The sequence below is a fragment of the Candidatus Nitrosopumilus koreensis AR1 genome, from assembly GCF_000299365.1.
Taxonomy (GTDB): Archaea; Thermoproteota; Nitrososphaeria; order Nitrososphaerales; family Nitrosopumilaceae; genus Nitrosopumilus; species Nitrosopumilus koreensis.
Map to the genome: position 1 here is coordinate 1,252,209 of NC_018655.1, position 23,163 is coordinate 1,275,371.

Consider the following 23,163-nt stretch of genomic DNA (forward strand, 5'->3'; position numbering starts at 1 on the left):
ATTCAGAGTTATGCAAACTCGAGTCTATAGAGGCTCAATTAATGAATGATTATACTTTTACACGTAATTGTTTAGAATTAGATAGAAAATATCTTTGCCATGATTGTGTAAAGAATTCATGTAATGTTGTAGAACAAATGGCGGTTTCATAGTTGTTCAAATCAAAACTTCGGAATCGTGATCAATCATCTAATATTATAATAATTACGCTGGTGGGATTATCCATACTGTTTGTTTATTTTGGATTGGAGCGATGAATATGACAAGGAAATTTGCATTAATTGAAAAAATACAGATAGTCACTTTTCAAGGATTGCTTCAACGCATAAAAATTGAGAACAGATATGGTTAAGAAAAAATGTGATAGATGCGGTTCTGTTTTAGGAATTGAAAGTACGAAAACAAAACAAAAATTTTGTGGCAAATGCAAAAAAAAGTTTCAATTGCACCGATATTAGACAATCATTCTGAGCAGATAAGGTGAGACTATTCCTTATAGTGAACTAGCAAAGAATTTCCCATGACAGGCATCACTGCAATTATGTTTTCACCTTTTTCTGCTAGAAAGTCATTTACCACATCTTGAAGATATACGCCTTCAGACAGTGTCTTTGTTTCAAAATAGCGAATTTTATGAATCATTGTAGATAAAAAATGCATGTACAAGTATATTATACTTTGAAAATGAGAAAAATTTCCCTAAATACTAGTGTGACATACAATAGTATGAACTGTAACAAGAAAAGTGAAGCACATCTTTGGAGATATTCGAAACACAATAAAATTCGTAGATGCTTAAAGTGTAAATCTAGACTGCCAATTACTGAGAAAGAATACTATCTCAAATGGGGCATGCATGAAAACATTGCAAAGTAGATAAATTATATTTTATTTATTTTCCTATTTCTCTTGCACAAGTTGATGAACAAGTAGAATCATGACTCAAACTTTCATATTCTCTGCCACAATGAACACATTTTCTAAAAGACATGTAATAATTACATGTTCATGTTATAAAAGAAAACATTTTTTCAGTTAATTCTATTGTTAGGAACAATCAGACAAAACCATCTATTTGAATTCAAAAGACAAAGAAGTTATTAAAAAACAAAACAAAATTCAAGATAATTCAAGTTTAACAAACAAATCCAAGTTTAATTACTTTCTTGAATATTCAACCACTTAAAGGAGGGTTAGATGTAGTTTAATCGGTTTAGTGGAGTTGAAGATGAGACAGTTTTGTTCACTCACTGCCACTATTCCAAAATTAATTTTAAAATTCAAATTTCATGTATTGCCAACGTTAATAGTGTAGAGTGCTTACTAATTGCATTGGGAAAACGTCAAGTAAAAAATGAAAGTGCACTAAAGGAAATAAAATTGCCTGCAAATGAGGAAGAGCAGTTTGGAAGAGTTATCAAAATGATGGGAGGAGAAAATCTCATGGTAAAATGTCAAGACAAGGTTGTCCGAAGAGGACGTATTAGAGGTAAACTAAAGAGAAGAGTGTGGATCAGAGCCAATGACGTAGTGATTATAGCACCTTGGGAATTTGGAAAAGAGGATCGAGGAGATATTTTGTGGAGATATACACTGCCACAAGTAGAATGGTTAAAACAAGAAAAATACATTCCGCTAGACTTTTAGATTCAAGTCCTTAGAGACGTTTGGAAACAAAGAAGATTCAATTTAGAATCACTGGACCAGACATCACCATTTCAACTCTAAAAATGGGTACATTATCAATGAAATGCATCCCAAACAAGATTTAATGTTGAATACAAAATTTACAAGGGATAAACCCTTGGTTTGTTGCTTGTTCTAAAATATCTGGTGTAAAGTACTGTCGATGTTTCATATCTATGTTGTAAATATCACATTCTTTTTTCTTGCAAGCAAGATGGTGAACAAGTTTAGATTTAGCATCTCCCAAATATCCTGCCATTTTTAATCCTCCAAAAATTTGTGACGCATGATACATTCGTATTGATTTTTGTATCCTGGCATCTTGACTTTAGCATTATGCAGACATGTGTTTTGTGTAATTATTTTAAATACCAAATCAAAACACCCTATCGTTAATTATGCACTCCAAATTTTTATCCTGTAAGTGACGTTATTCTTAATCATGATTATTCACTATCCTGTAATTTGTTATAATCCAACATAATTTTTGGGAGTTTATCATCATGGTTTATGTGAATTTTGTGTTTTTTGCAGTAATGAAAATAATTTGGCCAGTTCTTTTTAGTTGTGTTTAAAAAATCCTCTCCAACCATATCATCATACCAATCAATAATGCTCAAACCATATGCAAAAAATCGTTCAAGATAGGTAGCAATTCCTTTTGGTATTTTTCCAGCATCATCTAAAAAGGCTATCTCATCCACGGTGTTTAGATAATCATTTGCATATCTCTTACAATCATCTGTAGTTTTAAGAATGGAGTTTTTGTTAAGACGATTTGTCAAGTCTTCATGAAATCCTCGTAATAGTTGAGAGTAAGTTGTGTTGGTGCTTTCATGGATATTTTTCCAAGTAATCACAACCAACACAGCAAGTATAGTTGCAGTTACAGAACTTACAATAATTGCAATTGTGGATAAATCTAGAGTTTGTGGAATTTGCAGTAATATACTTTCAAAATTAAGCAACATAGTTTTATCATTAATCTACCTGATTGAAAATACAATCATTATGAGTCTGGGTCATTTTTATGGTTCCCAATGACAATCGCAATTACATCCCTTTTGGCAATGAACTCTTTTACAATCAGAACATGTTTTTTGATAATGGGATGGTATTGTGTTCACAATATTGATAGTTGTTTCATCCTAATTAACCTACAATTAAGGAAGATCTGCAAGTAAAACAGAAGTAATTACCATATCGTAGTGGTGTAAGTTTGGGAATATGCATAAAAGTACTGAATTAACTACTCAGTTACGTATACCAATTGGCAAGAAATCATCTGCATCTTATATGTTAGTACGGCCTCTTAATGTATGACAAAAAATTCATTGCCAAAACAACAAAGTAAATACAACTATCAATCAACTAACCAATTCTTGTATGGTGGAAACTAAATTTGTACTGTGCAAATTGTGGGAATCAGGCAAGTTGGAGAGATCCTACATGTAACAAATGCAAAAAACCATTACATCAAACAAATTGTAAAACAAAGTCATCTGATTGCAAATGTCACCAAATCAACGAACAGGCATGGACACAAAAAAAGACCCCAGATACAATATAAAATAGATTTAATCTAGATATTTTTCTAATTAATTCACTTTGAACATTTGTCGCATGATGATTCACCAATCATGCTATTTACAGGTTTGAATGTATTGTGGCATATTGCACAGATGTTTAGTAAGGTTATTCCATTAACGACAGTAGGATCTTTTTGTTTTTCTGTCAATTAATCAGTCTCTGCTAATTGATTGTTGAAAACAAACCCAACTTTGTTTTAAATTCACGAATTCTATTTCTTATTGAAACTGTACTGGTGTTTGCAGCTTCGGCAACTTGGGTTTGGGATTTTAGTTCTCCAGTAATCACACATGCTGCATAAATTACAGATGCTGCCAAAATTTCCGGATTTTTACCAACCGTGATTCCTGCATCTTGGGCTACAGTTAAAATTTGTGTTGCTTTGCGAATTGTTTTTTCAGATAATTCAAGTTTACTGGTAATCTTAGAAATTAACTTTATTGGATTTACTACATTTACTGTAAATCCCAATTCTTTAAACAATATGCGATAAGCCCGAGAGATCTCTTTTCTTTTAATCACAAATTGAATGGCAATTTCTGTTAGAGATCTATCATGTTCAAGATCCTTGCATGCCGCATACAGGCATGCTGCTGCAACCGATTTTACGGTTCTGCCTCGAATAAGATTTCTCTTTATTGCCTTTCTATAAAACAGAGATGCTCGTTCAATTATAGTGTCAGATAGGCCTAATTTTGATTGTACTTTGTCAAATTCCACAAGTGCAACCCTAAGATTTTTGTCTGCCGAGTTTTTTGTTTGTGACCTACTATCCCATTTTCGTAGTCTTCCAAATATCTGAACAGTTTTTACAGGTAGAGGTTTTCCAACTGAATCTCGATTCTGTGCACCTATGATTGTGTTTAGTCCTTTGTCATGCATTTTAAGTGTCAACCCAGGACCAGTTCTTGTGTTATCAGATGTACTTGAAATAAATCTACGATCCGTCCCTCTGTATTCAGCATTTTCTGAAATTACAAATCCACAACTTGAACAAACAGTTTCTCCAAGAATCTCATCAGTTACAAATCCAGAAGCATTACAGTAATTACAAAAAATTTTTGCTTTTTCAACTGTTGTAGTTAATGTCAAAAATTTTCGCTAAACCGTTATAGTTATTTTTTTAGCAATACAATCAGAATGAATTTCCTTATCTGTATTAATATTGCAATTGTGGCAAATAAACTCTATGGGGTTTTTACATTCAGAACAGCTTTGATATACTTCCATTCTGTTTCCACATTTTCTACAAGAGGTTATTTTCATGACTTACAATGTGTTATTGTTTGTATTAAAGGTGTGTAAAATTAGTAGACACTAATGTACATTGACACCACTAAACATTTTAAAGTTCATGAGATATGTACTCTACATCATCCTCATCAGATAATGCATCATGAAATTTTTGAAATATTGAATCATCCATTTTAGATAGAAATAACATAAATTCTAATTCCAATACTTTCAAACGATTCATTTCTGCTAATTCTTTTTCCATTATTTTTGATACGATTAATTGTTGATTCATTATAATTTGATAATTGGTAACCCATGTAAAAGATGGGAAAGATGTAATTCTATTCGTCTTTTTTAGAAGAGTCGTCTTTCTTTGGCTCTTCTTTTTTCTCGTCGTTACCGACTACTATTGTTGGGTTCTGTTCTTTATTTTCCATATCTATATAGATATTAAACTACATATATACTTAGTCAAAGAAGTTTATAGATAGTCAATTATATGTATAGAAAATTAGGCACAAAATAACAAAATCCAGCCAGTATATATCATAGAAGAATCATGAAAGGTATGTTCAAAAAATAATTGAAAAACTAAGGTTTGGGTCTTGTAAGACAATGCCTTCTAAAGATGCAGATTCATTCAAAGAAGCTCAGAAAAACAACAAAGAGGATTTTAAAAAATAAATGAAATATCAATGCAAAACATGTAACTTTCATTGGGAAGGCACTTCACAAACTTTTGACGAGGTACGTGATCATGAAAAAACTCATTTAAAAAATAAAACTACTGTTCGTTGTAAAGTTTGTAATGCATCAAAGAGTATGATTGATGTAGAGCATAATTCAGATGAAAAATGGGAGTGTCAAAATTGTGGGAACATACTTGATATGCAAGGTCTAATTAGTTCATAGTAAGACAATGACAAAAATAGATTTTAATATTTTTAACACATACAACACTCTTTATACTTTGTTTCCATTTTAAATGCATGTCAAATCAACTATATTGCCAAGTATGCCATAAACTCAAATTCACCAAGTTTGATAAACAACAAAAATGCGAGTGTAAAACAGGTAAAAATTAAATCATTTTTTGACTATTTCCATAACAGTTACTTTTCAGTCCACCAATGATGTTTCTCTTGGATGTTGTGATGTAAAAGCATATGTAAGATTTTTTTAATATTTTTGAAAACTTTGAAATTCATTAATTGAGTATTTCCTTTTTCCACACATTGCATGCAGGACATCTATTTGTGATTTTTTCTCCTAATTTTTTCAAGAATACATTTCCACAATTATCACAAGATCTTAGATTATCAGTTGTTATCAGGTTATTACTACGTCTTTCTTACTTAAGTACTGGATCATTTTTCAAACAAGAATCAATTAGAATACTGTTAGGCACAAAATCTCAACAATTTCAAATGCAATTCCTTGACAAACGGTTCATAATGCTGACAAATTTGTCGATAAAAGTAACAGAAAAGTCAGCGTTTGTTAATATTCCCGAATTCACATACGGTACATGGCAACAAAAAATAATCCAGGACAAAAAATTTTATGTTTTTCGATATTATTTATTGCCGTATTTGCTGTTACAAATTTTCACACATTTGCATTTGCAGAAATCTCGCTTTCATCTTATGATTCTATAATTGGTCCAACAGATAGACTGCTCATAATGGGAACCATAGAGGGAGATATTCAATCATTTAATCCAATCAAACTTGTAGTTTATGATCCATCAGGAAATATTGTTTATCAACCAAACGTGGCAATTGATGGGGATGGCAAATTCAAATATCTGATAACACCAACTCTTCCTAGCTTTGATGATGGACAATATGTTGTAGAAGCAAGTCAAGAAGATTTAAAAGAAAAAACACAGATGTATTTCACAGTTTCAAGTGATATCTCTGATGGTTTATTTGATGAGGACATGGAAACTGAAATTATACCTGAATTTGGAACAATTACAATGATGATTCTTGTTGTTTCAATTATTAGCATATTGGCAATTACAACCAAAACAAAATGATGTTCAAATCATCTTCCATTTAATAAAATAAAAAAAATAGTCTAAACTAAAAACAACTCTAGTTTTGATTTCTGTGGTATTGTTAATAGAAAATTTTAGATGATACTCAATATACAGAATTAGTTCCACCATAGATAAAAAATACCGCCATGTGGTTTGGCGAAGATATGAGACACATCTATTCAACTCACTTAGGGCATATAGAAATTGAAATAATTGAGTCTTGACAACTACAAAGTATATCTCTGAACATCATACTGCAAGTCCAAAGAGAATATGGTCATGGCTGCAATATGGCAATTATCACCCAATTTTACTATGTTTTATCAAAGATAACACAATGTAAAAAGAAAGAATGGGATTAACCCAAAAATTGATTAACGTTTAGATTTTTTGGCCTTACGTTTAGTAGTCTTTGCTGCTTTCTTAGTAGTTCGTTTTGCTTTAGTAGCTGCTTTCTTTGCTGTACGTTTAGTAGTTCGTTTTGCTTTAGTAGCTGCTTTCTTTGCTGTACGTTTAGTAGTTCGTTTTGCTTTAGTAGCTGCTTTCTTTGCTGTACGTTTAGTAGTTCGTTTTGCTTTAGTAGCTGCTTTCTTTGCTGTACGTTTTACTTTTTTTGCAGTTTTTTTGATAGCTTTTTTGGCTGTTGCCATAACTAAAAGAAAACTCTTTGTTCTTTAAGTACAAAACAAATGGACAAACTGAGCTTTAGTTAATTTTTTTTATGTTAAATTCAAAAGTTATTTTTCATTCTTTATTCTTAACATTGATCTAATTCTATATCATTTTGAAGACAAAGAGGTATACAAAGAATTTTGTAGTGATCTTGTTGTTTTTTTAGCTTTTTCAGTAATTTGCCACAAATAATTTGAATCTTAATTTTTATAAAAATTAAAAAAAGATAAAAATTGATTTTCTTTATAAGCAAAATAGTACGGCATCAAACTAAACAGAACTCTCTACCTGCACACACAAATTAATTTAAGATTCTAACTTGAAATTTGGCTGTTTTTTTAATCCTTTGTACCTATTTCTTATGGTCACTTCTGTTACTCCTGCCGCCTCGGCAAGATCCCGTTGAGTAATAGAGCCACCATGTTTCAAACAAGCAATGTATAATGCAGTTGCAGCAAGCCCCATAGGGTCTTTTCCAGCAGATTCTTTGTTATTCTGAGCTTCTTGAAGTACTTTGATTGCATGTCGTTTGATTTTTTCAGATAGTTCCAATTTGCTTGAGATTCTCGATATGCATTGAATTGAATTTACAACAGGCATCTTGAGTTCCAATTCATGATGCAATAATCTGTAACATCGAGCAATATCTTTACGTTTAACATTTGCAGCATCTGCAACATCTTTTAGAGTTCTAGGAGTTTCAGTATCTCTGCATGCTGCATATATTGATGCAGCAATCATTGCAGAAATAGATCTTCCACGAACTAGTTTTTTCTCTAATGCTTTTCTATACAAATATGCAGCTTTTTCAAGAACATTTGTAGAAAGTGCAATCTTGTCTTTTATTCTAGTTAATTCACCGAGTGCTTGTCTGAGATTTCTATCTTGAGGTTCATGAGCTTGGCTTCTGCTATCCCAAGTCCGTAATCGTTCAATGGTGCTTTTCATAGATGTTGATAGTGGCTTGCCAGTAGCATCCTTGTTTATTGGATTAATTACAGTAGATAGCCCCATATCATGTATCAAAAGTGATGAGGGTGCTCCAGTTCTTGCGGGATTTGCCCCACTATCTGTCTGAAATGCCCTCCATTCTGGACCTGACTCATTTGATTTTTCAGAAACAACATATCCACATTTACCACAAAACTGTTCTCCAGTAACATTATCAGTCTGCATGGAATTTTTTCCACAGCGTAGACAGTTAGAATCTGTAATTGAGACCACCATGAAAGGTGCTTTATGCTGCCACCTTTTTTATTGGGATTTTAAGTGATGAAACATTTCTAATTTTTTCATCTTGTGATTCTAATTTTGAGTCAGATTGTGTATTGTCAATATCTGCATTCTCAAAGATTATATTTTCATTCGTTAATGCCGCACGAAATTTTTGAGACATTGTTTCATCCATTCGGGTTTTAAAAAACAAGAATTCTAATTCTAATCTTTTCAGCCTATTCATTTCAGATAATTCTTCTTCAATTCTTTTTGTCATGATCTATGTTCCATTCATCACACTTAAAGATGATTGTATTTGGAACGGATTTGCATTTTGTGAAGAAAAAAATGAGCGGAAAATCATTTTTTTAAACAATCACACCCACAAGAAAACATTCCAGCTTTTTCCATGCATTGATCATGATGCCCATTATAGCATTTGTTACAAATCACCATTAGAACTCACTTTTTTATGGGTTTTTTCGTGTTCCAACACTTTGGAAAATGTATCAGAAAATCCATCCCATTGGAATTTACATTTTTGACAATTGTATTTCATCTATTTTACCTTCTTAGAAATTGGAATTTCTATGGTGGAGACATCTCTTTTTCGCCCATCTTGAGATTCTAGTGATTCAGAATTGATTTTGACACATCCTACTTCAAATGCGTCTGTTTTTTTTAAGAGGACCTGAGTGACATCTACTGCAAGTCCAATACTCATACCTCTGGCCTTAATGACTATGGAATCTAATGAAGATAGTTGGATTATTGCAGAGGTGACATATGACATTAACGGTTTTTTTCCGATAAAAATTGTATCATGTGGTTTATCTAACATACAAAATTAGATGTAATGCCTCATTTAAAGTGGGTGTGTGAATCTAGTCACAAATATCATAAAAATGAAAAGAGAACATCATCTTTTCTTGTTATTGTTATTCAATACTAATTTTGATGCAAATCAATTATGTCAAATAGATCTTCAGCTCGTTTGATTATTTTTGAAGAACTGGTGTCTTTGTCAGCACTAATCAATACTAGATGATTGGTAGTGGGAACACTTATGATCATGACATTTTTCCTTCGTGATGTAATATAGTCAATTGGGCCAAGAATTTCATCTAGTTCTTGTCTCATTCGTAAATCAAGCATCATTTGCATATAGACCATCTTGATTTTTTCATCATCTAACAATCTTGGAATTCCTGATTTGAATTTGCTTGCTACTGGTCGTCCTAATTTGTTAATTACTGCAACATGCCTAATTTCATCCATTTGAACCAGTTTAGCACATGCATTGTCTAATGAACTAATTTTTTCAACTGAATTCATTTTGAATTCATAGTCCTGTTTTTGTGAGACTTTTCATGAACAAGAATCTCTTGAATTTTATCAGAGTTTCCTTCCCATTGAAAACTACATTTTCTACAATTGTAATTCATTTCTACAGTTTTTTATTATGAAAATTTACATATCAATGAAGAGTAAATTGATGAAAATTTGTACAAAGTTAATCAGTTGACTAAATTCTGAGTAAAGTCAATCATCAAAGCATTTTACGTTCTATTTTTGGGTAAGATTTATGCTCATAATCCCATGAAAATTGTGTTTTTAATGGATCATATGCTTTAACCATAATCCAAGATGAAGGACATGCTTCTTTATGTAATCGATAATCTTTTCCTACCACTTGTTCTTTATCAGTAATTATAAGAATATGCTTTGTTTTTTTATTTTCATCATAACACATATTGAATTTTATAAGAAATTTGTCGTGTCCAATTTTGAGTGTAGACAGTATTTTTGCATCAGATAAAATTGTAGAGGTACTGAATGTATTTGTAATAGAAGTGTGTTTTTTTATAAAATCCGGATCTCCATACAACATCATACATTTGTCCATAATGGGGTATGAAGGATATCTTTTACGAAACTCATCTTCGCCCATCTTCAAAAATTTTGAATGAATTGTAGTACAACGTATTTCATCTGATTTTTTTATAGAAATACTTGCAAAAGAATCAGGCAGAAAATAGATTGTAAATAGCATGGCAGCTATGAGAAAAACCAAAATTTTTTGCATGATTCACATATCCTTCAAATAATAAGAAAAGAAACATGTCTCAATTTTCATACATGGACAGGGTTTGGTTTGAGGCATGTTTCCTTGTTTTATTATTCTTCATCAGTACTTGCTTTTCGTTTTCTTTTTACCAATGTTTTTGCCCCCACAACAAAATCCAAAAATCAGTATTTTAGATATGAATCGGTTATTTTCTTCCAGAACAAAGTCAACCAGTTAACTTCATCTATGCTTTAATCAAGAAATATCGTTCTTAAATTTAGAATTAACTACATTAATTTGAGACATATTTGAAAAAGATTAGAAAAAAGCTGTTTTTTGAAGATAGCGAAATGGTAAAAAACTGCAAATATTGCAATAAAGAATTTAGCAATAATTCCAGTGAATACTGTTCAAAAAAATGCGCAAGTATGAATGTTTGAGGTAATATGCTGTTTGAGAAATGCATATGTTGCGGCAGACAATTTGTTGATGATTCAGAAGATTATTGTTCCTATCAATGCGAACTCATTGCATCCATAACAAAAAAGAAATTCTATTTAAAAAAGAATCTCAGATAATTTCATTTTGACAAAGTTACACCATCATCTTTGAGATTAAGAGATTCAAAGATTCTTCAAACTTTTTGTTTAATTTTTGAAGATGTACTGGTTTGACAGATAGAGATTCTGCATCAAACCAGGGTTCAGATAGATACAAGTCTCTATTCATCTCAACTTGAATCCATGGAATAGGCTTATTTCCATATGTTTTTGTAATGTATCCCCCATGAAATGGATCATTTAGGGATATTTCTTGTCTATCAATCGAATAAGATTTAGAGATGCAATCAGCTAAAAGTTCAATCATTTCGTCTGAACATGTGTTTCCGTCTTGATTTGAAAGACAAAACAACGGGCGTTTCTTGTCTTTGCCATCTGGAGAAATTCCAGGTGCAACGGATGCCATGGAATGGCAATCAAGACATAACTGTAAATCCAGCTCGGAAAAGCTCTTTTGGAGGGTTCTATGATAAGGCATATAGTATAACTCAATCAACATGTTTCTAAGAGAATCATCAGGTTCTTTTCCTGAAATATAGATTGGTTTTTCATAACATGTCAAACTTTTGATTAGTCCATCAGAGTTATCAGGAGGCATATCTTGTAATGAGCGGTTAAGATCAACAAATGCTCTTGCAATATCTGTCTTGACTACACGTTGAACTTTGTCTCCTAAATCATATAGTTCAACTACAAAAGGATCAGAGTCATCAAACAAATCTTTATTTGTAATTGCCAGATGCCCATCAAGTTCATTTGGTTTTTTAGTTCCTCCATGTGGGATGGACAGTAATATCGGTAGCTTGTTCAATCTAATCCTTCAGCTGTCCCATCACGTCTGACCTCTGCTACACCATGAAATCCTTGTTGTGATTGTAATTTCATTGTGGCATGAATTGCACCATGATAAAACGAGTATCTTTCTTTGACAGAAATTTGATATCCCATGTCTTTAAGATATTGTACTATTTCATCACGAAATCCACCATCCTCTATACTGACTGTGCCGCCAATTGAACAATGAAATCTAGGGCGTTTGATAGCATCACTCATTGGAAGATTACCATCAATAATCCTAGATAGAAATTGAGTGATTGTTGAAAAAATTCTTTGACTTCCAGGACTTCCAACGACCATCCACAGTTTAGAATCATTGAAGATCAATGCAGGTGAAACAGAAGTCCAAGGAATTGCATTTGGTCGAATATAGAACGGATGGTTTGGATTTGTAAATTCAAAAGCTGACATGTAATTATTATACAAAAATCCCAATCCTTCAGCCGCAGCTTTTGAACCATAAGCTAATTCAATTGACTGTGTGATTCCTACTGCATTTCCCTCATTATCCATAGTTGAAAGATGAGTTGTATCCTCTCCTCCAAAATCAGGATCCATCATAGGTAATGTAGCATCCATGGAATTGTGGATTGAGTCTGCCATTTGTTTTGCAAAAGATCTTTGAAGGTGAAGTTTGTCTTGTGTTTGTTTGTAAGTGTGTCGATTAAATGGACGCTGTAATCGGTGCAAAAATGCCTTTCTGAAAGTTTCTGCTACAAAGTGATACGAACTTGGTTTTGAACTTCTTAGGAATTTTGATGGTAGGTGATTTAACATCATTAATGTGAGTAGTAAAGTTCTTCCGGCAGCTGGAGGAGGCATTGTTGTAACTGTAAAATGCCTGTATTTTCTGCTGAGCGGTTTTTTGATGATTGGTTCTGGCATGTATGCCAAATCTTCCTCTCGAATCAAGCCCTTGTTCTTTTTCATATCTTGAGAAATTTTCTTTGCAATAGAGCCATGATAAAAAACAGTATATCCGTATTCAGAAATTATCTTTAATGTTTCAGCTAGATCATGTTGTACAAATGTGTCTCCTACGTCATAAGGAACCTGTCCATCTTTCAAAAAATATTTGGCACCTGATTTTGATTTTATTGAGAGGAATTTGTCAAGTTCCCTTATTTGCAAATCGTGTTGTAGTTGTGTGATTTTGTATCCCTTTTTTGCAATCCGTATAGACGGAGCAACAATTTTTTGCCAAGACAACTGTCCAAATCTTTCATGCATAAAACCTACTGTTGCCAAGGTGCTTGGAATAGTAGTTGCTCTGTAGCCTAGTTTACGCTTTTTTTGTAATCTGTATTTTGATGAATGAGCTAAAGACGGTGCACGGCTTGAACCATCAATTGCAAATGATTTTCCATTGTAATGCATTATGACCATTGATTGACCGCCAAGTCCTGATGCTTGAGGTTCGCATACTCCTAAAGCTAACGCAGTTGCACATGCAGCATCAATTGCATTTCCTCCTTTTCTGAGCATCTCAACACCTGCTTTTGTAGCATCAGGAAACGCTGATGCAACCATTCCCTTTTTGGCAACGGCGCATTTCTTATCTGCAGTAGGCACAAATGCTTTTTCTATATGTTCTACATCCAATCCATTTCTCCTCTAATTTGGCGGCAAATCCTTTCCACAATGTGGACATGTGTTGTTGCTCCGTTCTTTTCTTTTTCGGAGTTCCTCAGTAAATGCAGACGCCATGATACCTGTTGGTATTGCATATACAGCAATACCTAAAATTGCCACGCCTGCACCGATAACTTTACCCAGTATGGTTACAGGATAAACATCCCCATATCCAATAGTTGTCAGTGTTATTACACCCCACCACATAGATGCAGGAATACTTGAGAATATTTGGGGTTGTGCCTCATGTTCTGCATAATACATCAGACTAGATGCAAAAATTAACACTATGAAAAGAATAAAGAATGCAACAGCCAAATCCCCTGCTTTTGCTTTGAAAACTTCTCCAAGTGTCTGCATTGGTTCAGAATATCTAGCAAGCTTGAACAATCTGAATAGTCTCAGAAGACGTATTATTCTGATGAATCGCATATCTGCAACCACAAACGGTAAGAAGAAAGGCAGTATTGCAGCTAAATCTATCAGCATCATTGGAGTAAATACAAATCTTAGCAATGCAAATTTTTTATTCTGATACTTTGGATTTAGTTTACAAACAATTAATCTCCCAGCATATTCTGCTGTGAAAACTAATACTGAAAATATTTCAAAAGGAGTAAACAGATAGCCGTATTCATCTAAAACAGATTCTTCTGTTTCAATAATTACAAATAACACATTTACTGCAATCAAAGATATTATGAAAATTTGAAAGCCTTTTGCAAGTTTATCATTTGTAGTGCCTTCAAGAATTTCATAAGTTCTTTGTAAGATGACGTTAACCATGATAAGATTACTACATCCACCGCTTCTTTTTGAAATATGCTATCATAGTAGTTGCAATAATTCCCATAGCTCCAAGCATTACAAAATAGCTTCCCTCCCATGCTAGTTCTGGAACATATGAAAAGTTTGTTCCATAGATTCCAGCTATGAATGTTATTGGAATGAATATGGATGCAATAATTGTAAGAGTCTTCATGACTTCATTCATTCTGTTGCTTACACTGGAAAGATAGGTATCCAACATACCTCCAATTACATCTCTTAATCCTTCTATAGAATCAGTAACCTGAATTGTATGGTTATACACATCACGAAGATACGGTCGGGTTGTTTCTGAGATCAGAGTTGATGAGTCACGTTCTAGAGCATTAATGATTTCTCTTCCGGGCCACATTGCTTTTCTTAATGCAATCATTCTACGCTTGAGTGTTTGTATGGTCTGCATGGTTTCAGCAGAAGGATTTTGCATCAATTCCTCTTCCAGATTTTCAGTGACATCTCCAATCTTTTCCAATACTAGAAAATAACTATCAACAATAGCATCAATTATAGAATAAGCTAAGTAGTCACTTTTGCGTTTACGAATTGTGCCAGTGTTGTCTCGCAGTCTTTTTCGAATACCATTAAAAAAATCATCCTCAATTTCTTGAAAAGTCACAAGGTAATGTTCAGCCAAAATAATTGAGACTTGTTCTAATTCTAATTTTCCTGTTTCAACAACATAATGAGGCATTTTCAATATGATCATAATATAATCATCAGAGATCTCTACAGAAGGACGTAGTTCGGTGTTCATAATATTTGATTGATGAAGTGCATGAATGCCAAAGTTATCGCCAAAAGTTTTGATGATGTTTGGATCATGAATGCCAATTACATTTACCCAAGATACATTTGGTTTGTGTTTAGAATCAAGACATTCATCAAAAGTTGCATCATGAATTTCATTGATGTTATCACCGTCATATTCTATCAGATTGATAATTGCCTTGTCTACTTTTTTTTCACCTACATGAATTAAAGCACCAGGGCGTTGACCAACAGTGTCTGATAGCGTAGTTTTTTGTGTCTTGGTAGGATTCCTAATTCTCATCATGTTAGGAATATCTTGTAATCCAAAATCCCTAGTGATTTGTTTGACGGCAGAAGCTTTGCTTGCAACACCTACAATGATAAATCCAGCAATTATTGAAAAAAGAATACTAACAGCTAAGGGTGTGAAATTCCCTACAAGTGCAGCTTGGTAGATTGCAGATACGTCAGTTTGTGTTCCAGTGCTGGCTATCAATCCAATTACTGAGTCCAACAAGAAAAACAAGAAAGAGATAGATGCACCGATAATTATTGCAGTGAAAATTGTAATTTTTGGTGGAACCTCTATGTATGGTTCACCTTTGTATGGAGACAAATATTTCTTGTAACGTATTATCAACAAAGCCATTATGGTGATGATGATGGTAGATGTTATCCACCATGCAACAAGCCATGGTCCTTGAGAAGTTCCAATTTGTTCAACACCTGAAATAAGATCTTGGATGTTGCCCGTAAGAGGTATTGAAAGCAGTGATGTAGCAATACCAATAACAATCTGATACAAAAATGCAAAAATAAACCCGTAAACAAGTCTGTTTATAATTATTCCAAAACTATTGTTCATTGTAAATACTCCTTTGCAGTATTTTCTCAGCATAAATTGATGTCTGTTGGTTTTTTTCTAAATCCATTTAGTACTCCATATCTATTTACTACATCGATATAATACCGATGCCAGTAATGCAGAGCGTTCTACTATGCTGTCATGAAGGATATATTCTTGGGTGGAACGATATCTATGACCAATAGGACCAAATCCATCTAATGCAGGCAATCTAGAAGGCACGTTACTAATATCTGAAGACATTATCTGTTCATGACGTTTTATTTTCAACTCATGTTTTTTAGCTAGTTCCTCCACAATTTCATAAAACCGTTTATCAGATGCTTCCTCAATAACAGGAGGTCTTGTTTGTATTTGGTTTATTGCAACTTCTAGGTTTTTTTGTCCAGATTCCTTCTTTTGCATAATGGTTCTAATCTTAGAATCCATTGTTTTCCCCAGTGCAGGAGTTTTGAAACTACATACTAATGTCAGGGTGGCATAATTTGGAGTATGTCCATGAGTGCCTTGTGCAACAACAGATGTTGTTCTCAAACGATAATTTTTTTCATCTTTTGAAAGCTTTTCAATTGCTGCAATCTTTTTGCCAAGTATTGGAATGATTCCATGTATATCAGAAGATGTAGAGTTAGGCGGAGTAGTAAATCTAATTTGATAATCATTTCTACCATAACACGTTGTAATAATTCCACCTTCTTTACTTGCAGATTTTAATCCGATGATATATTTTGATTTTCTAGAATATTGTTGGACAAGTTTTTTGCTAAAACGTCCGCCCAGACTATCATCAGTTGTAAGCAAAACACCGCATTTGATTTTCTTGAGACGTTTTGAATAGCGTAAGGCGTGCAATGCACCTAACATTACGGTCAAGCCCCCTTTACTTTCAGCTATTCCAGAACCATAAATTCTATCATCGTCTTCAAAATATGAAATAAGATCATTTGGTCCGTAATGGGTATCCATATGAGAAATTATCAGTACATCATTTTTCTCTTCGTCATGATTTTTAAAATAACGTATATCTCCAACATCAAGTTGCCTATACAAATGCTCAGAGAAACCAAGATGTTTCATTCTTCTAGACAACATTGAGCCTAACTTGTTCACATTATCAATATTATATACATGGGTATTCAGGTTGACAAAATTTCGTAAAGTTTCTTTTTGACTTTGCAGATGGCTTCTCAAATAAGTACGGGCAACGATACGAAGAGGTTGAGTAAGATCAGGTTCTGTTTCTGCCAGATGAGAAGAACCAAAATATCTTATTGTTGCAACATCTAAAATTTTATTGATTAAAGATTCGTAAGTGTATCCTGCTGTTTTGGCAGCATAAAACAAAGAGCCACCTATACCTAAACTCGCCATGGAGTTTAGTTCAAGAATGTAAAGATTTCCATCTTTGTCCATCCTAAAATCCACTCTACTATAATCATTCAGCCCCAATGCAGCAAATGCTTGTATGCACATTTGTTTTATCTCCTCTGTTTTTTCTTTGGATATTTTTGCAGGACATGTTTTATCAACTCCACCTATTTTTTTTTTGTCAGAAATTGTCTGTATTTGATCAGGATGACCAAGATTAATTTCAACAACTGGAAGAACTTCTATATTCGGACTGTTTCCAATAAGTCCCACTGCAAATTCCCGTCCAGAAATAAACTGTTCAACTAGTATATCTTGTTGGAATTTCTCAATTTGTGTTTTCACTGCTTTTCTCAGATCATTCCAGTTATCTACTACTTCCATACCCATGGATGTAGATTCTAATTTTGGTTTTACAATGACTGGAAATACCAGATCATCAAATACATCCTCCGGAGTTTTGAACACCCAAAAGCCAGGGGTAGGAATGTTGTTTCTTTGCAGAACAATTTTTGTCATTACTTTGTCTTGTACAATTGCATGGCCCGCAGGGCCTGAGCCAATGTAAGGGATTCCAAGCATCTCCATCATTGCAGGAACATGAGTGTACCTGTTTTGTCCTTGAATTCCGTATGCCATATTGAAAACCATTCCAGGGTTCTCGCCTGAAACTACTTTTGGCATAAACTCACGTAACTCATCGGCAAGATGCATATCACCTTCAATAACTTTAACAGCATGACCACCTTTTTCTAAAGCCCTTGCAACTCTTTCAACAGCTTTTGGACTGTAATGCTCTTTTGTAGTCATGCCAAAAACGTTGATTACGTCATTTGGATCAATTTGTTTTTCGTTATAGATTAAAGAAACTTTCACTTATCATCATTCTTTTTTATTATATTTATACTAGTTTTTTAATTTATTACCAAAGTTGAATTCAGTAAGTCAATTTCAAATAGTTTCTTTAATGAGAAAAATCATATCAATATAGTTGAGACAAAATGACAAAATTTTGATCATTATAGGATTAGTTGCAGGAATGGTAGGAATGGTAGGAATGGTAGGATTTATCGGACAAGGAAATGTTAGACATGTGTCAATTTTTTGGACTGAAAAAGTTGAGCAAACAATAGTATTTCAAGAAATAGATGGAGAAACACAAATCAAAGCAATCAAAGGAGTTAAAGGAGATAATAACCCAACACTAATCTCACGTACATCATTTGCTTATGTCTTGACTGTGATTAACAATGGAACCACCCATCATAGATTATACATTGATGGATTTAACATCCAAACAGACTTGCTTGAGCCAGGACAGAATGACACAATTACAATTTACCCAGACAAAGAAGGTGAGTTTACCTATTATGACAAGAGGCAGTATCTAGAACCATTAGGAAAAATCAAGATTTTTTCAGTGGTGCCTAGTGACGAGTTTACTGGAGTCTGGAAAGACCTAATCTAGTATTTTTGTGCAATAACAAAATCTACTTTGTATTTTAGTGTGGCACGGGCGTTTAACTTTAGGTTCCATGGGATAAAGGATGGTTTTTTTGTGGAAGGTGAAATTTTGAATCCCAAATTTATTAAATTTGCACGTAAAAGGGATTCATCAACAGGATTTTTTACAGAGTTTGGACCTCTATCAAAATCATAAGGATCAGATATTATAAAATATCCTTTGGTAATTTGTTTGGATATAGACTCTAGTAATTCTAGTGGCTCTATTATCTCTAAAACATTTAGAGCCAACACCAAATCAAACTGCATTTTACCAAATACAGGATTTAGTGAATCAGCTACAAAATAATCCAAGTTGTCTTTGAATTGTTTTTTTGCAAATTCTAAAGCACTAAAAGAACGATCTACTCCAAATACCAATTCATGTGAATTAGCCAAATGACTAGTCATTATACCTATAGAACACCCATGTTCCAAGACAAGTTTTGATGAAGGTAAAGAAGATAGATTATTCTTTATCGCTGAATAAAATTTTGAATTTTTACTGTTTTGGTAAATTTTAGACCATTTCACTTCAAGACTACTTCGATCATTGTCTTTTGCATTCAAAGACGATTTCACAAAACTCTTGAGTTTTTGTGAATGAACTGAGGTATACAACTTACCTCCAAGCACACGTCTAGAAGAAAGATATTTTGTAAAATCATCCCACAAGATGGGAATTTTTTTTATGATTGGGAATTCTAGTTTACATTTTTTGCATTCTAAAATTCCTTCTATGATTTCTTTTTCAGACAAAAACACATCAATTTCGAGTTTTGCCCCACACCTAACACATCTCAGAAATTTAATACTTGATGGTAACATACGAGAAATCAATTGTTACAAACTATATTTCTTTGATGCAAAACCAAGATAATATTAAATGTAGTAATCAATGATTTGATTTCAAAATGGGAGAGTTTGAAGAATTTGCTGAGGCACTTTTTGGTCAGTTATCAGTAGAAATCGACGAGGAAAAAGAGATTTCTGGACTTGCAATCAAGGCAAAAGAGGACTTGGCAGGAAAAATAGAGTTCAAAGATCTAGAAAAAATTGCAAGTGACATACTCCCAGAATTCAAAGTAAAAGTCAAAGAATTTCTAGGAATTGATGTATCAGATAGCATAAAGTTAGAATTTCCAGAGCTTGAAGATATAAAAAGACTCAAGGGTGAAAAAGTTTTTGCAGACAATGAATCAAAAGAGTTTGTAAGAGAATTATTTAATGCAGTTGCAAAAGAAGACCAAAAAAAGATTGCAGAATTAATGAAACAAGATACTGCAAAATATTTGGTGTATTCAACATATGCTATTCAATATATTTCAAAAATCACTACAACATATGGGGATTATCTTGATGGTACAATTTATCTCAATAAATTCATCTTGTCAAGGTATCCACAAATTATTCTACACAAACAAGGAGAACCATACGAAGCAAGGTTTGAGAATGTAAACTCAGGATACATGGGTGGCATAAAAATGGCAGTATTAGAAGAATTAGTCCATTCCACACAAGAAAGATTACATAAAATCAACAAGGAATCTGCAATGCAAGTGAATAAAATTAATGAAGAGTTAGCAAAAATAATTCTAGAACTAGACACAGAAACTGTTAACATGCTTGCAGAATATTGCCAATTACAAACAGTACCAGATGATTTCCCATTTGCAAAAAGAGCAAACCTATTTTTCTTTTTGAATCCAGACCATTTTCTAATTGAGCAAATTGGACCAGATGTCATGACATTTACGCATGTAGAGATGGATCCAAAAATAAAAGAAGCAATCCCACAACTCCTAGACATTTACAAAAGATGGCTTGCACCAATCCAGCATCACCATGCAGCATTTACTGCAATGGAAGGCATGGCAGGATTTGCAATTGAGAATATCCTAAAAGACGACAAAGACTTTCAAAATTATCTTACTACGTTTATGGGAACAGACTTTTCATCATATCAGGTAAGAAAGAGTATGGGTAAGGATTTTACAAAGACAATATACGAAAAATTAGGCTCAAATACTTTCAAAAAAATTATCGAAGTTCCACCAAACACACGAGAGCTAAAAGATCCTCAACTATACATTGATAGATTGAGTCAGTAATAATTGGAAGAAAATTTTGATCCATTTGTTGCAGAATGGTATGCATTTGTAAAAAACCCAAATTTCAATCTAGTTGAAAAATGCCTCAAATTTGCACAGATTCTAGAATATCCAGATCTAGATATTGAAAAATACATTGAGAAAATCAGCAAGATAGGAATGTCACTAAAAGAGTCAGTTAGTGATGTAAAGAATCCAACTTATCTTATTTCTATGTTAAATGAGCATCTGTTTGAGAATTTAGGATATAGTGGAGATGATGAAGATTACTATAATCCAAAAAACAATTTCCTAAATGAAGTATTAGATAAAAAAACAGGTCTCCCAATTACCATTTCAATTCTTTATGTAGAAGTTGCAAAGTTTGTAGGTCTGGATCTAAAGATTGTTGGATTCCCCAGTCATATTTTGGTAAAACATAATGAAGAAATCATACTAGACCCATTTTATGATGGGCGATTACTAGACATCGATGACTTGCAAGAGATTCTTGACACAAATTATGGTGGAGAGATAGAATTCAAACCAGAGTTTCTAGATGAGATTGAGTCTGAGCAAATACTAGTTAGACTCACTCGTAATTTGAAGAATTCATATGTTCAATCTTTTGTTTATGACAAGGCACTTCGTTGTGTCAACATGGTATTAGCAATTGAACCAGAATCTCCTGAAGACATTAGAGACAAGGGGATATTAGAAGAAAGATTACTAAATTATGATAATGCTTTAAAATATTTGAATAAATATTTGGAAATTAATCCAAATGCAGAAGATGTAGATTTTATTTTAGAATTAATTAGAAGTATAAAGACAAAAAATTAATCAATAATAGAATCTATGTCTTGTCCTTTCTTAATCATTGAGATTTCATGACGAGCAATTTTGTTTCTCAATGCTCTTTTGAGGATATCGACTTCGCTTCTGAGTAATGCAATTTCATCTTCAAGTTTTGCAACTCGTTCATAGATGGTTTCAGCTTCTGAACTCATGATTATCTATCAGGAAAAAATTGTCTTAAAAAGTTATGGGTAAATATTTTGATGGGCAGGTTAGCTTTTTGCACTATAATTCAAATTCTTGGCGGCATTTTTCACACTTTGCACGCTCTTCGCCAGGAGAACCAAGAATGAATATTTTACCAATCGTTTTACAAACGGGACACATTCCAGTTGTTGCATTTTTAGGACCTGTACGTATAATTTTTTGAGTTTTTCTTCGTCCCATGTAAAAACTTCTCGAATCGGTCTATTAAGTTTTAATGGCGCGGGGAGGGGGATTTGAACCCCCGTGTCCTTGCGGACATGGGATTAGCAATCCCACGCCCTACCAGGCTAGGCGATCCCCGCACAAAGATGGCTAGAATTAATCTGTAAATAAGTCAAACTTTAGAGAAATTTTTTGAAAACTTAAGCGTTGTCTAGTTCATCATGAAATTGGCTATAATTATTCACAATTTCATTGATTGGAACCCGTTTCCCACCAACGATCTTCAAGTCAACTTGGACTGTCTTGTCAGAGATTGTCAAAATGTTGTACGTGTTTTCAAACAACCCACGTACTCTCTCAGAGGTAGCAGTTCCAGCATTTACAACAGTCAGTGTTCTAAAATTCCAAGCCCATGGTCTGTGTTTGTGTCCACACAATACAACATCAACTTTGGAATCAAGTACTGTTCTTAACACATCACCTGCATCAACTACAGTTAGTTGATCAGAACCAGTATCAGGAATTGCAATAAGGTGATGATGCATTGCCACAATCTTTATCTTATCTTTGTATTTTTTCATGGTTCTCTCTAACCAAAGGTTTTGTCTGTATCCTACTTCACCTTCGTTTCTATCAGGTCTTGCAGTACCAACAGTTACCAAAACAACATCATCACCTAATTCATTAACAGTTTGAAATGGAAAGAATCTCTTGAATAGTAAATAACCAGTATTTCTATAATCATGATTTCCACTAATTGCAATAATTTTTTTTGTATTAAATTTCTCCAACAGAGATTTACATTTCTCATATTCTTTCATCAAACCTTCATTTGTCAAATCACCAGTAATTACAATCACATCAGGATTCAGATCATTGATTTCTTTTACCAATACATTAAATTTTTCTTCTAAGAATTGTGATCCAACATGAAGATCAGAAATTTGAACTATTTTCATTTAAGATGGTTTTACAAAAATAACTATTAAATC

The 23,163-nt window shown here is 33.2% G+C and carries 26 protein-coding genes and 1 tRNA gene; 6 read left to right on the forward strand and 21 right to left on the reverse strand.

The window, feature by feature from the left end; translation table 11 throughout:
* Positions 1-486: 486 nt before the first annotated feature.
* Positions 487-642 (reverse strand): hypothetical protein, encoded by a 156-nt coding sequence (locus NKOR_RS10080; RefSeq protein ID WP_185736692.1) that lies wholly within the window; start codon positions 640-642, stop codon positions 487-489.
* 690 nt (positions 643-1,332) lie between these two features.
* Between NKOR_RS10080 and NKOR_RS07465 the strand changes: the two genes are divergently transcribed.
* On the forward strand, positions 1,333-1,647 hold the full coding sequence (locus tag NKOR_RS07465; RefSeq protein WP_014963747.1) for a translation initiation factor eIF-1A: 315 nt from the start codon (positions 1,333-1,335) through the stop codon (positions 1,645-1,647).
* A gap of 121 nt (positions 1,648-1,768) precedes the next feature.
* Here the strand turns inward: NKOR_RS07465 and NKOR_RS07470 are convergent, their stop codons facing one another.
* From NKOR_RS07470 to NKOR_RS07485, 4 genes are all read right to left on the reverse strand, one after another.
* The gene (locus NKOR_RS07470) at positions 1,769-1,945 is read right to left on the reverse strand and encodes a hypothetical protein (RefSeq protein WP_232202949.1); all 177 of its coding nucleotides are present in this window, start codon (positions 1,943-1,945) and stop codon (positions 1,769-1,771) included.
* Between the two features lie 187 nt (positions 1,946-2,132).
* Entirely contained in the window at positions 2,133-2,657 is a 525-nt protein-coding gene (locus NKOR_RS07475) for a hypothetical protein (RefSeq protein WP_014963749.1), read from the reverse strand.
* 781 nt (positions 2,658-3,438) lie between these two features.
* Complete coding sequence (locus NKOR_RS07480) at positions 3,439-4,368, reverse strand: transcription initiation factor IIB (RefSeq protein WP_014963750.1); 930 nt, start codon at positions 4,366-4,368, stop codon at positions 3,439-3,441.
* Positions 4,369-4,621: 253 nt separating this feature from the next.
* On the reverse strand, positions 4,622-4,804 hold the full coding sequence (locus NKOR_RS07485) for a hypothetical protein (RefSeq protein WP_014963751.1): 183 nt from the start codon (positions 4,802-4,804) through the stop codon (positions 4,622-4,624).
* 392 nt (positions 4,805-5,196) lie between these two features.
* Here NKOR_RS07485 and NKOR_RS07490 point away from each other — a divergent pair, with 392 nt between their 5' ends.
* Both NKOR_RS07490 and NKOR_RS07495 read left to right on the forward strand, forming a co-directional pair.
* Positions 5,197-5,424: a hypothetical protein gene (locus NKOR_RS07490; protein WP_014963752.1), complete on the forward strand. Its 228-nt coding sequence runs from the start codon at positions 5,197-5,199 to the stop codon at positions 5,422-5,424.
* Positions 5,425-6,040: 616 nt separating this feature from the next.
* Positions 6,041-6,553, forward strand: a complete 513-nt coding sequence (locus NKOR_RS07495) for a PEFG-CTERM sorting domain-containing protein (protein ID WP_014963753.1) — start codon at positions 6,041-6,043, stop codon at positions 6,551-6,553.
* A 377-nt stretch (positions 6,554-6,930) separates the two neighbouring features.
* Here NKOR_RS07495 and NKOR_RS07500 read toward each other — a convergent pair whose 3' ends face one another.
* The 11 genes from NKOR_RS07500 to NKOR_RS07555 all read right to left on the reverse strand — a co-directional run bounded on the left by NKOR_RS07500 (position 6,931) and on the right by NKOR_RS07555 (position 18,227).
* Complete coding sequence (locus tag NKOR_RS07500; RefSeq protein ID WP_014963754.1) at positions 6,931-7,206, reverse strand: hypothetical protein; 276 nt, start codon at positions 7,204-7,206, stop codon at positions 6,931-6,933.
* A 328-nt stretch (positions 7,207-7,534) separates the two neighbouring features.
* Positions 7,535-8,455, reverse strand: coding sequence for a transcription initiation factor IIB (locus tag NKOR_RS07505; protein WP_039774045.1), 921 nt, complete (start codon positions 8,453-8,455; stop codon positions 7,535-7,537).
* A 10-nt stretch (positions 8,456-8,465) separates the two neighbouring features.
* Positions 8,466-8,720: a hypothetical protein gene (locus NKOR_RS07510; RefSeq protein WP_014963756.1), complete on the reverse strand. Its 255-nt coding sequence runs from the start codon at positions 8,718-8,720 to the stop codon at positions 8,466-8,468.
* A 282-nt stretch (positions 8,721-9,002) separates the two neighbouring features.
* Positions 9,003-9,284 carry an AlbA family DNA/RNA-binding protein gene (locus NKOR_RS07520; RefSeq protein WP_014963758.1) on the reverse strand — a complete coding sequence of 94 codons (282 nt, stop codon included), beginning with the start codon at positions 9,282-9,284 and terminating at the stop codon, positions 9,003-9,005.
* 107 nt (positions 9,285-9,391) lie between these two features.
* On the reverse strand, positions 9,392-9,778 hold the full coding sequence (locus tag NKOR_RS07525) for a DUF6659 family protein (RefSeq protein ID WP_014963759.1): 387 nt from the start codon (positions 9,776-9,778) through the stop codon (positions 9,392-9,394).
* 214 nt (positions 9,779-9,992) lie between these two features.
* The gene (locus NKOR_RS07530) at positions 9,993-10,496 is read right to left on the reverse strand and encodes a hypothetical protein (protein ID WP_238535966.1); all 504 of its coding nucleotides are present in this window, start codon (positions 10,494-10,496) and stop codon (positions 9,993-9,995) included.
* A 609-nt stretch (positions 10,497-11,105) separates the two neighbouring features.
* Complete coding sequence (locus NKOR_RS07535) at positions 11,106-11,882, reverse strand: N-formylglutamate amidohydrolase (protein ID WP_014963761.1); 777 nt, start codon at positions 11,880-11,882, stop codon at positions 11,106-11,108.
* Complete coding sequence (ggt, locus tag NKOR_RS07540) at positions 11,879-13,510, reverse strand: gamma-glutamyltransferase (protein WP_014963762.1); 1,632 nt, start codon at positions 13,508-13,510, stop codon at positions 11,879-11,881. The genes NKOR_RS07535 and ggt overlap by 4 nt, the downstream gene beginning before the upstream one ends.
* Before the next feature lie 12 nt (positions 13,511-13,522).
* Complete coding sequence (locus NKOR_RS07545; RefSeq protein ID WP_014963763.1) at positions 13,523-14,326, reverse strand: ion transporter; 804 nt, start codon at positions 14,324-14,326, stop codon at positions 13,523-13,525.
* Positions 14,327-14,336: 10 nt separating this feature from the next.
* Complete coding sequence (gene corA, locus NKOR_RS07550; protein ID WP_014963764.1) at positions 14,337-15,983, reverse strand: magnesium/cobalt transporter CorA; 1,647 nt, start codon at positions 15,981-15,983, stop codon at positions 14,337-14,339.
* An 81-nt stretch (positions 15,984-16,064) separates the two neighbouring features.
* On the reverse strand, positions 16,065-18,227 hold the full coding sequence (locus NKOR_RS07555; protein ID WP_014963765.1) for a M20/M25/M40 family metallo-hydrolase: 2,163 nt from the start codon (positions 18,225-18,227) through the stop codon (positions 16,065-16,067).
* Positions 18,228-18,342: 115 nt separating this feature from the next.
* Here NKOR_RS07555 and NKOR_RS07560 point away from each other — a divergent pair, with 115 nt between their 5' ends.
* On the forward strand, positions 18,343-18,819 hold the full coding sequence (locus tag NKOR_RS07560) for a cupredoxin domain-containing protein (protein WP_014963766.1): 477 nt from the start codon (positions 18,343-18,345) through the stop codon (positions 18,817-18,819).
* On the opposite strand, the gene NKOR_RS07565 is transcribed toward NKOR_RS07560, so the two are convergent.
* Positions 18,816-19,682, reverse strand: coding sequence for a methyltransferase domain-containing protein (locus tag NKOR_RS07565; protein WP_014963767.1), 867 nt, complete (start codon positions 19,680-19,682; stop codon positions 18,816-18,818). The two genes, NKOR_RS07560 and NKOR_RS07565, sit on opposite strands and share 4 nt — an antisense overlap.
* An 86-nt stretch (positions 19,683-19,768) precedes the next feature.
* Between NKOR_RS07565 and NKOR_RS07570 the strand changes: the two genes are divergently transcribed.
* Both NKOR_RS07570 and NKOR_RS07575 read left to right on the forward strand, forming a co-directional pair.
* Positions 19,769-20,965, forward strand: a complete 1,197-nt coding sequence (locus NKOR_RS07570; protein WP_014963768.1) for a hypothetical protein — start codon at positions 19,769-19,771, stop codon at positions 20,963-20,965.
* Positions 20,966-20,968: 3 nt separating this feature from the next.
* Positions 20,969-21,787, forward strand: a complete 819-nt coding sequence (locus tag NKOR_RS07575; RefSeq protein WP_014963769.1) for a SirB1 family protein — start codon at positions 20,969-20,971, stop codon at positions 21,785-21,787.
* Here the strand turns inward: NKOR_RS07575 and NKOR_RS10085 are convergent.
* The 4 genes from NKOR_RS10085 to NKOR_RS07585 all read right to left on the reverse strand — a co-directional run bounded on the left by NKOR_RS10085 (position 21,784) and on the right by NKOR_RS07585 (position 23,130).
* Entirely contained in the window at positions 21,784-21,954 is a 171-nt protein-coding gene (locus NKOR_RS10085; RefSeq protein ID WP_014963770.1) for a hypothetical protein, read from the reverse strand. The genes NKOR_RS07575 and NKOR_RS10085 overlap by 4 nt on opposite strands.
* Before the next feature lie 73 nt (positions 21,955-22,027).
* A complete protein-coding gene (locus NKOR_RS10090) occupies positions 22,028-22,189 on the reverse strand; it encodes a hypothetical protein (protein WP_014963771.1) in 162 nt (53 codons plus the stop codon).
* Positions 22,190-22,224: 35 nt separating this feature from the next.
* Positions 22,225-22,311, reverse strand: a tRNA-Ser gene (locus NKOR_RS07580).
* A 60-nt stretch (positions 22,312-22,371) separates the two neighbouring features.
* Entirely contained in the window at positions 22,372-23,130 is a 759-nt protein-coding gene (locus NKOR_RS07585; RefSeq protein WP_014963772.1) for a metallophosphoesterase family protein, read from the reverse strand.
* Positions 23,131-23,163: the final 33 nt, after the last annotated feature.